Annotated in this window: 9 protein-coding genes; 1 reads left to right on the top strand and 8 read right to left on the bottom strand. The window is 51.1% G+C overall.

The window, feature by feature from the left end:
• Positions 1-99: 99 nt before the first annotated feature.
• Genes lacZ through AC1DF0_RS20720 form a run of 3 tightly spaced genes read right to left on the bottom strand, consistent with a single transcriptional unit; the run spans position 100 to position 6204 of the window.
• Positions 100-3141, bottom strand: a complete 3042-nt coding sequence (gene lacZ / locus AC1DF0_RS20710; RefSeq protein WP_477575158.1) for a beta-galactosidase, LacZ type — start codon at positions 3139-3141, stop codon at positions 100-102.
• 15 nt (positions 3142-3156) lie between these two features.
• On the bottom strand, positions 3157-5043 hold the full coding sequence (locus AC1DF0_RS20715) for a DUF2264 domain-containing protein (RefSeq protein ID WP_477575159.1): 1887 nt from the start codon (positions 5041-5043) through the stop codon (positions 3157-3159).
• 33 nt (positions 5044-5076) lie between these two features.
• Positions 5077-6204 (bottom strand): glycoside hydrolase family 88 protein, encoded by a 1128-nt coding sequence (locus AC1DF0_RS20720; protein ID WP_477575160.1) that lies wholly within the window; start codon positions 6202-6204, stop codon positions 5077-5079.
• 341 nt (positions 6205-6545) lie between these two features.
• Between AC1DF0_RS20720 and AC1DF0_RS20725 the strand changes: the two genes are divergently transcribed.
• Entirely contained in the window at positions 6546-8786 is a 2241-nt protein-coding gene (locus AC1DF0_RS20725; protein ID WP_477575161.1) for a helix-turn-helix transcriptional regulator, read from the top strand.
• 84 nt (positions 8787-8870) lie between these two features.
• Here AC1DF0_RS20725 and AC1DF0_RS20730 read toward each other — a convergent pair whose 3' ends face one another.
• The 5 genes from AC1DF0_RS20730 to AC1DF0_RS20750 all read right to left on the bottom strand — a co-directional run bounded on the left by AC1DF0_RS20730 (position 8871) and on the right by AC1DF0_RS20750 (position 16977).
• Positions 8871-10694, bottom strand: coding sequence for an AbfB domain-containing protein (locus AC1DF0_RS20730; protein WP_477575314.1), 1824 nt, complete (start codon positions 10692-10694; stop codon positions 8871-8873).
• A 333-nt stretch (positions 10695-11027) separates the two neighbouring features.
• Positions 11028-12626, bottom strand: coding sequence for an extracellular solute-binding protein (locus AC1DF0_RS20735; RefSeq protein WP_477575162.1), 1599 nt, complete (start codon positions 12624-12626; stop codon positions 11028-11030).
• 65 nt (positions 12627-12691) lie between these two features.
• Positions 12692-13585: an ABC transporter permease subunit gene (locus tag AC1DF0_RS20740; protein ID WP_475822165.1), complete on the bottom strand. Its 894-nt coding sequence runs from the start codon at positions 13583-13585 to the stop codon at positions 12692-12694.
• A gap of 12 nt (positions 13586-13597) precedes the next feature.
• A complete protein-coding gene (locus AC1DF0_RS20745) occupies positions 13598-14521 on the bottom strand; it encodes an ABC transporter permease (protein WP_442048166.1) in 924 nt (307 codons plus the stop codon).
• 371 nt (positions 14522-14892) lie between these two features.
• Positions 14893-16977, bottom strand: coding sequence for a hypothetical protein (locus tag AC1DF0_RS20750; protein ID WP_477575163.1), 2085 nt, complete (start codon positions 16975-16977; stop codon positions 14893-14895).
• Between the last annotated feature and the right edge of the window lie 68 nt (positions 16978-17045).

Genomic DNA, 17045 nt, shown 5'->3' on the forward strand with positions numbered 1-17045 from the left:
CATATTCGATATGCTATAACATGACGGATTACGAAAACGAAAGGACCTCATCCGCCACGGTTAGGTGGTGAATGAGGTCCTTCATGCCGAGTAAGGCACTTACTTCCCGGCAGCACCCAAAGTAAACTCGAACGCTATTTCCTTATCTGCCGGGATCAAGTACTCGTCATGCACAGGCGCTCCCCAGCTGTCATCGCCGCCGACGCCCATTTGCTTGCCAGCAATGGTCACGACCGTATAATGGATGTTCGGCAGCTCCCATGCATGGGCTGCATTCTCCAGCTCGAAGGCGGTGTATGGTGACAACGTGCATTCCACAGGCGCTTGCGGATCGGCGCTCATCTTCAGGCCCGCTCCGGCAGCATCGGTAATCAATAATCTTCTCACACCCGTCCGATTTCCCGACTCCTGTGGCACTAGGTAGCTGGAGGGCAGTTCGTCAACACGTCGCTCGAATACGCCAAGACGCGCACCGAAAGCGCGGTCGACATAGTTCTCTTCCGGCCCCATCGCATACCACTGCGAACGATCATAATCAGCCGGGATCTTGAACGTTAACGCAAAGATCGGCAAGTTCGGCAAGCCTTCGGCACCGCTATACCGCGAGCGAACACGAAGACGTCCGTCTGCGAATACGGTGTAGGCTACGTTCACGCGCACATCCGGGCTAACACTGAACGAGTACTCATAAGCAACTGTTGCCGATCCGGCGTCCTCGGTTAGCTCGACGCTCTCGCAACGGCGTGCCAGGCTTGCCGCATACCAAGCCCCTGCTTGGAAGCCTTGGTTGTAGCCCTTGTCGTTATCCGTCGTCGCCCGCCAGAACAACGGCATTGGCGGAGCGGCAATCATCTCGCCTCCGTCGCCATACCGCAACGATACGATCGAGCCCGCTTGCTTCGAGAACAGCATGGCGAAGCCTTCCCCGGTTACGCCGATATTAACGTCTCCCTCGATAACCGTCAGTTCCACGGACGTCTGCCCTACATCGACAGCTTGTGGCTCTACAATATAAATGTGTTGCCCGAACGCGACTTCATGTCCCGCTTCTGCCCAAAGCTCGTCCTCTTTCAATACTAACGAAACGTGCAAGCAGTATTCGCCTGCCTCACTATCGCTTCCTTCCGGCAATATGAAAGGAATAACATCGGTTTGCTGCGCCGCTACAAGGACGTCGCTTTGACCGACAAACACTTCCGTACCGTCCCTATACAAGCGGTATTGGAGGCTCAATCCCTCCGTGCTCTCAAAGAGGTTCTCGTTCTTAACGGCAACCGAGTCGAGCGACACTTCCAGCTTTATATTCTGATACAGGAACTTAACCTCCTGCATCTTCGGCGTCTCCTTCCGATCGGCGAACACGATGCCGTTGCCACAGAAGCTATTGTCGGTTGGACGGTCGTCGAAGTCTCCGCCGTACGCCAAGTACTCCTGACCGTACCGATTGCTCTTCACGAGCGACTGATCGATATAATCCCAGATGAAGCCGCCTTGATACATCGGGTATTTGCTCTCCAGCTCCGTATATTTGTGCAGTCCGCCAACGGAGTTGCCCATTGCGTGCATATACTCGCAGCTGATGTAAGGCTTTGCCGGATCGCTCTGCAAATAAGCTTCGATATCCGCAGGCTTCGCGTACATGCGGCTTTCCATATCGCTCGTGTCGTCGAACGCCCTATTGTGGAACACGCCCTCGTAATGCACCAATCGGCTCGGATCCGCCTCGCGGAAATAGTTCGATACATTCAGGATAACTTCGCCCGCATATGATTCGTTGCCGCATGACCAGATAAGAATGGACGGATGGTTTTTGTCCCTCTCCAGCATCGATATCGCGCGGTCCATGACGATGGGCTGCCATTCGGGCTTATCGCCCGGCACATTCCACGAAGGCTCTACGGCCCCCATCTTCTGCCAGGAACCATGCGATTCCAGGTTCATCTCATCGATGACGTACACGCCGTATTCGTCGCACAGCTCGTACCATAACGACTGGTTCGGATAGTGGGATGTACGCACCGAGTTAATGTTGTTGCGCTTGAGCGTCGCAATGTCCCATAGCATATCCTCCTTCGTCACAACCCTGCCGCTGCGGCAATTGAACTCATGGCGGTTAACGCCCTTAAATACGATCCGCTCACCGTTTAAGCACATTAACCGATTAATCATCTCGAACCTGCGGAAGCCGGCCTTCTGCACAATCGCCTCTACCAATTCCCCTTCGGCATTCCATACCGAAATACAGACCCGATATAAATAGGGCTTCTCCGCGCTCCAGAGCTGCACCTCTCCTGCAGCAGCGGTCAATGTCAGCGGACCGTCCCCGAATTGTCCTGTCACAGCAGCCACCGTAAGGCCCTCCGCATCCTTCAGCTCCACTCGTGCCTGAGCAGCCGGATGAATATTGTCCATCAACTGCAAATCCACTGTTAAAGTACCCTGCGAATAGGAATCGTCCAGCTCCGCCCGAACGCGCACATCCTGCACATGCAGCTCAGGAATCGTATACAGGTACACATCGCGGAAAATACCCGAGAACCGCCAGAAATCCTGATCTTCCAGCCAGCTTCCCGTGCTCCGCTGATACACCTCTACGGCGAGCTTGTTCTCTCCCTCACGCACGTATGGCGTCAGTTCGAACTCCGACGGCGTGAAGCTGTCCTCCGCATAACCGACGAACTCGCCGTTTAACCAAACGTAGAAGGCTGACTCGACACCCTGGAACGAAATATATACAGGCTGGCCCGCCATATTAGCAGGCAGCTCGAACGTCTTCACATAGCTGCCGACAGGGTTCTCCTTCGGAAGCTCGGGAGGACGCACGCCATCCAGCCCGTCCCACGGGTACATCGTATTGACGTATTGCGGCGAGGCGAAGCCTTGCAGCTGAATATGACCCGGAACCTGAATGTCCGACCATCCCGAGTGATCATAATTTACGTCATAAAATAAAGCTTCTCTCGCTTCCGCTCTGCCCGAATAGCTGAACTTCCAGCTTCCGTTCAGCTCATGTCTAAGCGCCATCGGCGCTCCCGCCTCCGCTTCCTCCATCGTGCGATAGTAACGATGATCCGAGTGGGCATCGAGACGGTTCACCCGAAATACGCTCACGTCGCTAAGCCAACCGCTTGTTGGTTTCATTTCTGCTCCCATTGCTTATGCTTCAATCCTCTCTATGCCAACATTCGTTAGTTTATAAATGCTCTCCCCGCCTATATACACGTTGAAGCTATCGTTCTCGCAGACCACTCGAGGCCCAATCTCCCACTGCTCTGCGCAATCACCTAGCTCGCTTCCCGGATTGCCATATACGCCAGTCGCTACCCAATGGACGCCCGGCTGCAAGCTGGCCGTCACCGTCGGAATGACCGTCCGCGCGTACAGCACATTCGTATTCGCGTTCGGATGAACAAGCTCAGCTTGCCCGCTGCCAAAGAGCAGTCGGATGCCGCTTGCACCTAGAGCGGATACGGCCAGCGCTCCTCCCTGCTCCTTGCCCTGTTGCAGCGTTCTCTTCCCTTGACGATCTTCAACGCCGAGCGCGAACCCGCCGTCGGCGGCATCGAGATATCTGCTGGACGCGATGCGGTGAATGCGCACATGCCATGGCGCGCCGACGATGAGCCATGTCTGCACCTCGACATCAAGCCACGGCTTCCATACGGTATGGATAACGCCATCCTCGATCGTCGACCGCTCCGCCTTTCGCTTGACCCGATAGATCCGGTCGCCTTCGCTAAGCGCGAGCATCGAATCGTATGCGCCTTGCGCAAGTCCCCATTCCGCTCGCGGCACGCTGAAGCCGAATCGATTGGAATAAGCGAACTTCTCATATTTGGCAGCGGTATGCGTATGCTCGTTCGTCGAGGGATGTCCTGCATTGAAAGCGACAATATGGTTGCTTGCTTCCTGCCTCTGAATGATTAGATGAGGCGACGGCTGCAAGAAGCGCTCGTCCAGTTCGGGCAGCGGCAGTTCCTCTGCCTGCCAGAACGGATGCTGCTCCGGCAGCGCCAACGGCAGGAACGTCTTGAACGCCCAATACGGTGATCCCGGTGCATTGTAGTTCTCCGCCATGACGAGATTCGGATACGCGTATCCGATCGACAGTCTTCCGTCCGCTTCGAAGATCGGCTGCGCGAACCACCAACGCAAATGCCGCAACACAATTCCCTTCATGACGCCATAGGGAACCACCTCCACGCCCGCATAAGCAAGCGCGCTCCAGAAGGCTGCCTGCGAGAACCGATACGTCAAGCTTCGACCGTAAGGCAGCGCGGAGCCGTCGCCTGCGAACCAGTAAATGAAGTCCTTCGCGAACAGCGACGCCCTTTCCTTATAAAGCGCTGCCCGCTTCGGATCCTCCTCCCCCATCCACTCCGCATAGATCAAGCCGTAATAATGAATCGCGAACGGCCCGTAGTAGTCGCAATGTCCGCCGATGCCGTCCGAATACCAGCCGTCCGATAGATAGAACTCGTCGATCCGATCCAAATTCGCGTTCATTTGCTCTCGGTCGTGCGGAAGGCCAAGCTTCTTGAAGCCGAGATTGACCATTACCAGAAAGAAAAGCCAGTTGCAGTCGTAGACCGGACGTTCGTTGATTTGGTTGAACCAGTCGAAGAAGCGCCCCTTCTCCACATCGCACAGAGGATGAAACACCTGCTCGGGCGCCAGCGCCATCGCAAGGCCGAAGGACGCCATCTCTACCAGCTTCTGATCGTAATCGTTCACGACTCCCCAATATTCTTCGTGCTCCGGATTCGTTCCGTTTCGGATTCCTTCCCTATAGATGTCCCATAGCGCTGAATCGCCGCCTCCGGCTGCCAACGGCGCAAGTCCCCATAACACGCGCGAGAAACCTTCCATCTCCGCGGTTTCACTCGTACAGCCCGATCCTGTCTCACCCAGCTTTAGATGCGCCTTCCCATCACTATAATAAGGAACCAGCGGCTCGCATAACTGGCGAAGCGCATCCTGCATATCCTCTTTTGTCGCGAGCGGGTTCGACTTGATCGGCAATGGCTTCCCATTATTCGTCATGATCCTGTCTCTCCTCTCTCTAACCACTCGTTCTTACCAGAACAGCTCTTCATGCCCGTTCAATTGCGCAATGCCTTCGGCGAAGAAATAGTCGCCGTAAATAAGCGGCACATCAATATTTCTGCCTTCCGGATAATGACTCGTGCCATGCAGGATCAGCCCTTCCTCATCGTTGCGGTCCCATGCACCGTAATTCGTATACAGCGAATGCAGCATACGCTCTCCGGCATCATAGTAGAGCGAGCTCTCTTCTTGGCGCACCAGCCTTGCGAGCAGCAGAAGCCCCGAAGCGGCGCAAGCTCCCGCAGAAGAGTCGCGATACTTGACGACTTCCGGCGGCAGTCTGAAATCCCAATGCGGCACATGGTCCTCCGGCAGATTGGCGATGAAGAAATGAGCCACGCGCTTAGCAGCATCCAAGAAGCGCTCTTCACCCGTATAACGGAAAGCCAGACTCATGCCGTATAGCGCCCATGCTGCCCCTCGCGACCAAGCAGAGTCGGGCGAGTAGCCCTGTCCTCCATGAATACGCTGACGCTCTCCGCTCTCCGGATCGAACTCAACGATATGATTGACCGAGCCGTCCTGCCGGATGAAATGCTGCAGCACCGTATCCGCATGCGCCAGCGCCATATGCTTATACCGGGGATCTCCCGTAATGTCCGTCGCCCATAGAAGCAGCGGCAGATTCATCATGCAGTCGATAATCGCCCAACCTTCGTTGCGGTCGCCGGGCTTCCATGGATTCCAGGCACGTATGAACTTCCCTTGCATGTTAAAGCGTCCGCTTAGCAGATTAGCAGCCAGCAAACCTCTCCGCCGGCCCTGTTCATCCCCGAGCAGCTTATACCTCGCCACGCTTGTCAGCGTCCACATGAATCCGATATCGTGATCCAGCCGCTCATAGTCGAGAATGACTTGATCCAGCTGATTCTCGCAGGATTCGGCCAGCTGCCGCAGACGCTCCTCTTTTGTATCTCGATACACGAGCCAAAGCAGACCTGGCCAGAAGCCTGCCGTCCACCATGAAGCCGGCTCGAGCTTGTACTTCCCCTCGACGCTTGCATGAGGAAATCCGTCACCTATACGCAAGCTGGTGCTTGCAACCTTTTTCGCAATCTGCGACCACGCATCCGCATGCCAATTCGAAAGAGTTTCCATTGCTTTTCCCCACTCCAATCTTTTTCTATTGCATCCTCTCTCCAACCAGTTTATAATCGAAAACTTCACTGGACTATAGCAACATGCTGTACTTAGTGAACAAAGGTGCGGTTTTCATGTGAACGGTTGTGTGCATCGTTCATTATTCGACAAACACCCGCACAGCGCGGCTCTTTTCACAGAAATGTTCACATAAAGCAACTTTGTTCACTGCCGAAAGTGGAATTTATGCATAAAGTAGGGAACGCTCTACTACCGTATACACTGTGCACAAGCTATAATTGAGCAGAAATGTACACACGCAGCAATGAAACATTATAGAGATTAAGGGGGAGTATTCATTGCGTTTGAACAGGATCAGAAGAAACGGCAAACTATACGTCAGACTACTGCTCGGTATTACCCTCAGCATCGTAATGGTGCTGCTGATCAGCTCGTCCGTGTATTACTTTTCATTCACCCGCATCCTTCAGGATAAAGCGTATGAGTCGGATCTCAGTAATCTAAGGGAGACTGGACAAGCCGTAGCCAAAACGACAGAAAGCGCACAATCGGTTGCTTTCCAAATTTATCGGAACAGCGCGATTGCCAAAGTGCTCTATTATCAAAATCCGAGCGCTTTTGACGAGCAGGCCGTCATGATCGATATCAGCAACTACTTAGCCACCATGCCTTATATCCAGTCTATATATGTATATAATCCGACTGAGGATCTCTTCTATATATCAGCGCAAACCGGTCAGAGCGGTATTCTTGAACAAAGCGAAGTCAATGATGCAGGCATTATGGACATTCTCGACCACTATCAGGAGTATAAGCCGTTCACGCCGATTCCAAGGATTATCAAGGCAGTCAAATCGAATGAGGAGGATATAGGTGTATACACGTATCTCTGCTACGATGCCATCAGCTCCAACAAACAAATGAATTCCGCCGTAGTCGTCAACATCTCGGCTTCTTGGATCACTGGCGAGCTGGCGAGAAAAACGACTGACGGCTCTGCACGCACGCTGCTATTGGATGACCGGAATATCGTGCGTTCCGTGGGCGATCTTAAGCCTTTGCAGCTAAGCGAGCAAGACTTCGAGCTTATACAAGCAGCGCAAGAGGAGCCGAATAACGGGTACACGATCGCCTCGTTCGAAGGCGTCAAATCGTTAATCTCACGCACCTCTTCTCCGCAATACGACTGGCACTACGTCCGCATTTCTCCATACGGAGAGATCGTCAAGGAAATGAAGTCGGTGAGGGTTACAACGCTGCTTATCGCCTCCTCCGTACTGCTCGCGGGCCTGTTCCTTTCCTGGCTGCTCTCCCGCTATTTGTACGTGCCGATTAACAAGATCGAGAGCCGCATGGCGGATCTCGAGTCCGAACGAAGAAACAGCAGCTATACGATACGCCAGAACATTCTGCACAAGCTTGTTCAGATTCAAGAGTTCGATCCGCAGGTGCAGCTGGACAAGCTGCGACGGGCAGATATCTCATTCGATTTCACAAAGCCTTATCTGCTCATTTATCTGCGCATCGATCAGTTCGAGAAATTGAAGAAATATAATTCCAAAGATATGCTCACTTACAAATTTGCGATCATGAATATCGCGACTGAAGTCTGCTCCAAGAACTTCCGCGTCGATTCTATCGAGCTAGAGGATGACAGTATCCTTATGCTGCTCAATGTAGTAGATCCAGCGTTAGCGGAATCAGAGCCGCTTCGTGCAATGCTCAGTGAAGTGCAGGCAGCGTGCCTCGAGTACATTCATATCGGCATCTCTGTTGCAGTAACGCCTATTACAGACGACCCGCACCAACTTCATGCCATGTATAAGCAAGCCAAAGAAGCCTCCTTCCACCGCTTCTTCCAAGGCAGAAGCGCGGTGATCGAGACAGAGTCGCTTCAATTCTCTGAGGGCGTCGATTACTCCTTCCCGGTAGGCAAGGAGAAACGTATGATCGATGCGCTGATCGCAGGCAAGACCGACGAGGCCAAATCGATGTTCACGGAAATCATCGGCGAGACCGCGCCGTATCCGATCCGCGTCGTCCATTCGGCGGCTACGCATATGACCGTCGCGCTAGGCAACATGCTTAAGGAAATCGAGCGAAACGGCTCGCTGCAGCTAGGCTTTAACGCGGAGCTCGCCGTGCCGAAGATCGATGACTTCGAAACACTGGAAGAAATGACGGAAGCGTACTTCACGTTTTTCGACTTAATGAAATCCAAGCTCGTCGAGAAACGCAGCGGCAAGCAAGAGGATCTCATACGGAAGATTACGCATCTTATTGAAACCCATTTCACTGATCCGAACCTTAGCTTGAACTACGTCGCGGACGAGCTGAACATGTCTTCCTATCACATCAGCCGCGTCTATCGTCAGCAGACGCTCACCACCATCGTCGACATGATTAATCATGTCCGTATGGAGAAAGCCAAGGAACTGCTAACAACGACGGAATGCTCCGTATCCGACATCGCCGAGAAGACCGGCTATACGAGCAGCTCGTACTTCCATCGCATGTTCAAGAAAATATACGGCGTCACGCCGTCCGAATTCCGTAATGCTCACCCTAAGAAGAAATAGGAATCGACTGTGCCCGTAAAAAATGCGGCAGCCAAGTCGGAATACATCCGCGAGGCTGCCGCATTTCATTTGTACATCTAACGATTATTGCTGGCTAAACGTAGCGTCGCTCTTCTCGGTAGCCGTCGAGATTGGGTCAATTCTTAGGTTATAGCTGGAATGCCTAATATACCGGGTAGGATAGTTGTAGGATTGGAACGAAAACTTACTGCTGTCCGCAAGCCCAGCCACTTTATAGAACGTAGCGTCGGCAGCGAATGCACCTCCCGTGTTCGTCTGTGCAACGAGCACGTAGTTGTAGTGTCTCAAGAAAATGCCAGGATTGCTTTTCAATTGGAACGAAACGCCCGACGGGTCTGCCAAGCCGGGAACCATGATCCACTCGGAATTCGCAAGCGTCGGATTTTCTACAATCTTAGCGTTACCAGCGTCATTGGAAATATATCTCGTCGGGAAGTTATGCGACGTCCATCTCGTCGTCACCGCTGTAGTCGCTGGCGTTCCATAGATCTTGGCTTCCCAAAGTCTTGGCGTATACCAGTTGCCAGGGTTATTCCACAGATCGGCATTCACCATATTAACCCGTACATACCGCGCCGTTGCATAGAGCGAGTCCGAAGTAAACCCGTAAGTCGTATTGCTCGTACGATCCAGCGCTACCGTCCAATTCATATTGTCGAGACTCGTCTCGATCTTGTATTGGTAGAAGCCTTCGGAGCCGTTCATCATCCACCAGGAGAGATCAACCGTTTTGATCGTATAGTTCGCTCCAAGGTCTACCTGCCACCAATTCGGCCATGTTACGCTTGTCGCGACCCATTCCGTCTGGTAATTGCCGTCATTCGCGTAGCTTGCCGGATTGGTCCCTAATGCGGACTGAGCCGTTGCCGTCTTGCCTTGGGAGATGAGCGTGCCGTTCGATACGCCGGATACGGCTCCCGTAGCGGCATCTATGCTGACTTTCTCGTAGTAATCCATCGACGCTGTCGTACCGCTTAACGTCAAAGGAAGCCATACATATCTGGAATCGCCCAAAGCGCCAGAGTTCCAGCGGTCACCTACATAGATATAGTTCGTCGCGCTGCTGCCCTGCACCGTCAAGATGAAGGAAGCCTGCGTATAGAAAGTGGACGAGTTGCCGATCGGCTGCAGCGCCGACCAAGGTCCGTTCAAACTAGTGGCTGTCGAATATTTCGCTTGGTTCGGATACCAACCCGAAGCGCCTGAAGTAATCAAATAATAGATGGAGCCTTTCTTCACGATTGCCGGAGCTTCCCGGTGGTCGCCTTCGTAAATCATGTTCATCTCGGAATCAATGGCTAAGTAATCGGACGTCAGCTTGTATATTCTGAGATTGTAGTTGTTGTCGGAGGAGGAGATGAGGTACGCCGTACCGTCCGTATCCTTGAAGAGTGTCATGTCTCGGGACTGCATGCCGTTCGGCTGGAAGCTGCCATGGTAAGTGAACGGTCCAGTCGGTGAGGAGGACGACGCAACGGCTACCCGCGCAAGGGAATAGTCCGTTCCGTTCTCGTAATGTCCCCACAGGACGTATTTGCCCGTCGTAGCGTTATAGATGACTTTAGGACGCTCGATCTTGGAGCTGGCAAGCTCCGGGGCGGACGTCGTCGTGAGAGCATTGCTTTGGAACGTCCAATTCTTCAGGTCGGTCGAGGAATAGATCGACACTGCCTTAAGATTGGCACTGTTATGGATCTTGTCCTCGCCATACCAATAATACGTAGATCCGACCTGAAGAATCGAACCGGCATGCGCCTGCAGCGAAGCGCCGCTCGTGTCCTTCCACGGCGTTCCGTTCGTGATCGTTTGGGCGGCAGCCTCAGTGGAGGATGCGCCAAAGTTAAAGATACTAGCAGCAAAAGCGAGAGTCAGCAATAATTTGAACATCTTACTCACAACAAATCATCTCCTCTTGGTTTGTAACTGACTAAGCATCACTAGCCGAAGACTTATGTAAGCGTCTTCAATTGTAACAGAACTCCTTCCTCCCTTATTCTTGCAAGCGATTCGTTACATCTATATTGCTACCATAACCATATAAACAATGACAGTGAACAATCCGAGTAAGCATGAACTAATCTCATTTTGCCCAGATGAACAAATCTCGTACATTGTAAAAAGCGCAACGGCGCGTTATTTCGCTGTTGTTCACATATAGAATAAGAGCTGCCCCTAGGTTCATAACCTTATGGGACAGCCCTTATTCTTAGTTAAATGCTATTATTGAATACCTGCTTCAGTGAGATACGCCAGCCATTGTTTCTTGTAGCCCTCTTGAATTTTCTCAAGTCCAGCTTGCTTCGCTTTCTCCATGAATGTGTTCAATCCTGCTTCCACGTCTGCCACTTGTCCAGCCATCAATGGGAACAGATATTGTTTCTCTACTTGCTCAAGCGCCGATCTCTCTGCTTGATATTCCGTGTAGTCTTCTGCAAAGCCCGTGTAGATGTCTGGTACTTGAATAGCGTCCAACTCGTCAAAAATCTTTTTCACGCCGTCATAGCTTGGCTCGAACAGCATGAATTCCGGATTACGCCATGCCCAGCCTTGCATGCCTTCACGAGGGAAGCCGTTCGTGTTCGCGTCGCCAACCATTTTGTAGTGACCGTCTTCTACCGTGTAGTTCACGCCTTCGAAGCCGTATTGCGCAAGCAGGTTATAACGTTTGTCCGTTACAAGCTTCTCGTAGAATGCAAGCGCGCGCTCTGCGTTGTCGCTGCTCTTCGGAATAGCGAAACCGTTGTGGATCGGGTGAACCGGCGTTGCATAGCCATTCGTACGGCCGTAAGGCGTGTAGCCCAGCTCCCAATCCGGGTGAAGCGACTTCATTTGTTCTTGCGTGCTGTTGTAACGAGTCGGGTTATCGCCTAGCATAGCGGCAGCCGTTCCGTTTTTCAGCTTATCTTGGGACGTTTCTTTTTCGTTCAGCTCGTTTTTGGAGAAGTAACCTTTGTCTGCCCAGCTTTTGAAACGTTTCAGGTCTTCCAGGTGCTCAGGCGAGCCCCAGTACGAAGTGACTTCGCTCGGTTTTTGGTAAGTAGCGAATACGCCGTAAGGCAATGCTCCAACAATTTTGCGTTGGAAATCCAGATAGGCATCGGACAAAGCTTGATCAATTGCTCCGCCAATCGTTACCGGTTGAATCGAAGGCTCATTTTGCTTAATGCCATCCAAGTATGCTTCGAATGTAGCCATATCTATAGGAGTCGGCAGATCGTATTTCTTACGCAGATCCTCACGCCATACGAAGCCGTTCGTTACATACTCTTTGTACGTTGCAGGAACGGTGAAGATTTTGCCATCGATACGAACGGCATCCCACATATCCTTCGGCACGAAGGAGTTAAGCGTTGGAGCTGCTGTTGGAAGCAACGGTTCAATATCCAGGAATGCGCCTTTTTTCGCGTACTGCTGATATTGCGTCCAGTCCGCTGTGAAGATCAAGTCAACGTCTTGACCCGTGGAGAGGAGCAGCTTGTACTTTTGATCCCAGTCCGTCCAAGTCGTGAAGTTGAATTTAACCGTCGCGTTCAAATCTTCAAGTGCCATTTTATTAATCTCTGCTTCGACCTTAGGCAAGTCCTTAGGCGCGTTGCCGAGCATGTAGAACTGCAGTTCTACCTTCTTGGAAGTGTCGATGCCCGCTTTTTCGCCGCCGTCTGCCGGTGCGTCTGTTGCCGCCGTATTGTTCGTTCCTGTATTGCCAGTGTCGTTACTCTTGTTGTTGCCGTCGCCATTGCTGCTGCAAGCGGCCATTGTAGATAGGAGCAATACAGATGAAAGCATAATACCTGCCGCTTTTTTTGTTTTTCCTAACATGTGAATCCTCCCTTTGAATGTGTAATATCTATGTTAGCCGAAATCTGGTTGCMCAAACAACGGTTCTAACCTTTGACCGCGCCAATCGTTAAGCCTTTGACAAAATAACGCTGAATGAATGGATACAGCAGTAGGATCGGTCCTGTAACGACGATGGCCATGCCCATCTTCATCGATTCGGTTGGAACGCCCTCCGACAACACGATGCCTGCGCCCGCTCCAATGTTGCTCAGGAATGCGGAAGTATTAATGATGTTATATAAGTAGAATTGGAGCTGGTATTTCGTTGCGTCGTTAATGTACATCGCCGACGAGAACCAGTCGTTCCAATAGTGAAGCGCTAGAAACAAGCCTACAGTTGCCAGTCCGGGAATTGCGAGCGGCAATACGATCCGGTAATAGATCAAGAAGTCATTCGCCCCATCGATCTTGGCTGATTCCACAACCTCATCCGGTACGGCGGAGCTGATGAAGCTCCTCATTAGGATGATAAGGAACGGCGTCATTAACGACGGCCAAATGAGCGCGTACATCGTATTCGCGAAATCCAAGTAGTTGGTGATCAACATATAATAAGGAACAAGTCCGCCGCCGAACAATGTCGTGAAGTAGATCAGGAACGAGAACAGGTTGCGGTATTTGAAATCTTTGCGCTGTAGGACATAACCCGCCATTGTCATAAGCAGCAAGCCAAGCACCGTACCTACGATCGTTACGAAGGTCGTTACGCCGTAAGCTCGGAACAGCTCGTCCGGCACCTGGAAGATGACTTTATAGCCCTCGAGCGAGAATTCCGACGGGAAGATCGTGTAACCATTTTGCAGAATAGATGCATTGCTTGAAAGAGATGCCGACAGAATTAGGATGAACGGCAGTATGCATAAGATGCTGCCCACTAGAACGACTGTATAGGCGATTAACCGAAACCACTTTGTGGCGCTATCTTCTCTAATTTTCATATAAGCTCCCTCCTAGAACAGTGCGTAATCTTTGTTGATTTTACGGATGATGGTGTTAACGACCATAATGAGCGTGAATCCGAAGATCGATTGGTACACGCCGGCAGCTGTCGCCATCCCCATATCGAACGTTACACGCAAGGAGCGGTATACATAGGTATCCAGAATATCCGTCGTGCTGAACAGCAGGCCGTTGTTGCCGACCATTTGGTAGAAGAGGTCGAATTGACCTTTCATGATGCTTCCTAGCGAGAACAGCAGCAGAATCGCGAACGTGTTCTTCAGCATTGGAACGGTAATATGCCAAGCGCGTTGGAAGATGTTCGCTCCGTCGATCTTCGCGGCTTCATAATATTCTTCGCTAATTCCCGTAATGGAAGCCAAGTAGATAACCATGCTATAACCGAAGTTCTTCCATAAGAAGAACATGATAATCAAGAAAATCCACAGCTTCGGTTTGCTGTATACGTCTACCGGCTCTGCTCCAAACTGCTGGAGCACCGTGTTAATAACCCCTTGCTCGTAGTTGAACAAGTTGAATACGATAACGCTTAGAATAACGAAAGATACGAAGTAAGGAAGGAACAGTGCGGATTGCGTAATCTTCTTGAACCATTTCCCTTTGACCTCGCTAAGCAGTACCGCAACCGTTATCGATAAAAAGTTTACTAATAAGATGAAAGCGACGTTGTATCCGACCGTATTGAGCGTAAGCTCGGTTAGCTTGCCTGATTTCCATAGAAACTCGAAGTTTTTCAGCCCGACGAATTCCATTTGGAAAAGGCTCGTATTGAAGTCGAATTGTACGAACGCGTAGTAGATCCCGATCATTGGTAGATAGTTATTGATGAGAAAGTACAATAACACCGGCAATAACATAAGAAACAATATCCGGTTCGTGTATAGCTCCCGCAAAACTCCTTTTTTCTTTAACATGCTTGTTAACTCCCTCCTACTGGTTCTGAAGCTTGTGACTGTACTTGCGTGTTCAACTGCGTGTTCACCTTACGTGCTTATGTGGCGCTGACTGTGCATCTTGTCGACGCCTTGGCCCTGAGACCTACTATAGTTGACCGACAATGTTCTACATAGTGAAAATCCGCTTCACTGCTGAACATTTCACAGTTTTGGACAGTGAACGAATCTGACATTTCTGCACAATAGCAGCTTTGTGCAATACAAAACGGCTGTTCACTCACTTTTGTGCAGCATGAAGAAAGCCCTGTGAACGTAATGTTCACAGGGCTTTCTTCATCTTTCAATTGCTTAGTTCTAACCTCAATGATGAAAATTCCTGTTCTCTCCTCTCAAGGAGAGCTTAACCCCTTAAGGTGAACATTTTCCAATCCGGCATGCGTCGTCCTCATGATGTTGACCATTTCCGTATACGGCTGATCCTGCTGATTGACTAGGCCCACGTTGTAGCTTTCTCCGTCCGTACGCCCGGTAACCGGCTGGTCATAGTAGGAATACCAGCCCGAGCCGACAAACAATGGATGCGCAGCCTGGCTTTCCGTAAAAGCTTGGTATGCCAATCCTCTTTCCCTTATGCTTGTTGTCATCGTAGCCAAGCTGAAATAGGAAAGTCCGCGTTCGGACGAGCCGAAAGTATGCTCCAGATTCAATAGGGGCTTACCGTAACCTTCATATCTGGTAATCCAGCTTCCGTCTCTTGAATAACTGTCAACGGAAAAGGCGTCTACATAATCCATGGCCGCATGATCCCATTCCAGGCTGGTACGCCAAGTAGGAACGATGGACGTGCCTAGGAACAGATGGTTCGGATCGTATTTTTTAATAATGTCTTTGATCATGGAATGGTACGTTCTGGACGCCAGCCTGATATATTCCGATACGTCGGCCGCGGGAACTTTGGCGATATCGACCGGGATATCCTTTAAAGCGTCGAATGATGCAGCGTTCGTGCCCAGCTTCTGATTTACCAAGGTTAAGCTGCCATTGTATCTTTGCGCAAGTAAATCAACGAATGCGCTTTTCGCCGGAGAGGACGATGAGTAGGACAGAACCTCTTTTACGATATCGGTAGTCCAGCCCGCTTCGTTATCGTAGGTATAGCCGATCAACCATTTGCTGTTTCTCGCATTTTGAAGCTGCGCCTTCAGCGCGTTCTCGATGATGGGTCCGCTCTGCGGATCAAATACGTCGTACGTCCATAGGATCCTTCTCAAATTCGAGGGGTCCTGCAGCGATTGAATGAACGGGAACGTCACGTTTTTCGGTTTGGTCCACTTGCTGAACGTGTTAAACCCCCACTGGATCAAACGCTTCTTCGTGATATCCTCCCATTTCGACTCAAAGTCGCTTCCGTATTTTTTCATGACATTGGCGACGACGAAACTGACGTATTCGCCGCCCGCATCTTTGGTGTAGGCAGGTGCGTAGGCGGTACGATCGGGCAATTGCTCGAAAATCTGCTTGAGGGTGCCGTCCGGTTTCAGGATCGGCGTCTTATACCCGGCCTCCCACAAACTTGTTGCATCCACTCCTTTAACAATAAAGGGATATCCGTCCGGCGTAATAAACCACCATTTTCCGTTGATGGCCTGAAGCCTGAAGTATCCGGTGCTTGCTTGCTTTCCTAAGCTTTTAAGGCCACCATATTGATCATATTTCGTGGTATCCAGAGAAATATTCGCCAAGTCAGCGGCCTCATTGGCATATTCCGTCCGCAACTGCGTTTCGGTTGCGACCTTTCCCGGCCAGGCTTCATTCATCCATTGACCGAACCTGTCCGCCAGCAGGGCCTCTTTCTTCAGTTCGGCTTGCAATCCCTCCTGAATAAGAGCAGGAGCCGGATTTTGCCCCTCAACGCCCGAACCTCTATAAATCTCGACTTCCGTCAGCGGAATATGTTGATAAGCTTGGGTACGCCTAATGTTCAGCACGATGAACCTGGCCGTCACGTTCGACATCGGGACGGTGACCGAATAGTTCAAGTCGGTTCCCGTTCTAACGTGTCTGGTTGCAATGTAATACCCGGTCGCCGACTCGGGACGGTACTTTACGGTAATGTCCTTAAATCCCCAATATTTGTTGGGTGAATTCAACACGATACGAATCTGGCTCAAAGGGTAGTCCTTCAACAAATCAATAACTACATTTACGGTTGAATGCGAGGTTGCGCTACCCATCCAGCCAGCGTAAGCCGGGGTTCCGTCGAACAAGACGCCGTCCGCCGCGGATATAACCCCGGACCCATTCCAGTCGGGAGAGTTCCCTCCGTTCGGAGCAGGGCTATGAAAATAGTTACCTGTCTTAAGCATATTTCCTTCCCCCTCAATTTTACCGATTGGGGCAAAGATGACTGTGGCGACAAATGCCAGCAAGAACGTAAATATACCGCTGCGATTATGCTTAGATCTTCTTTTCATATTATGTTGAGCCTCCGGTTGGTGTCATACTCAAGTTATCGTAATCACCAACGGATATTATTATAGTT

The organism is Paenibacillus sp. 05T425 (genome assembly GCF_056396205.1).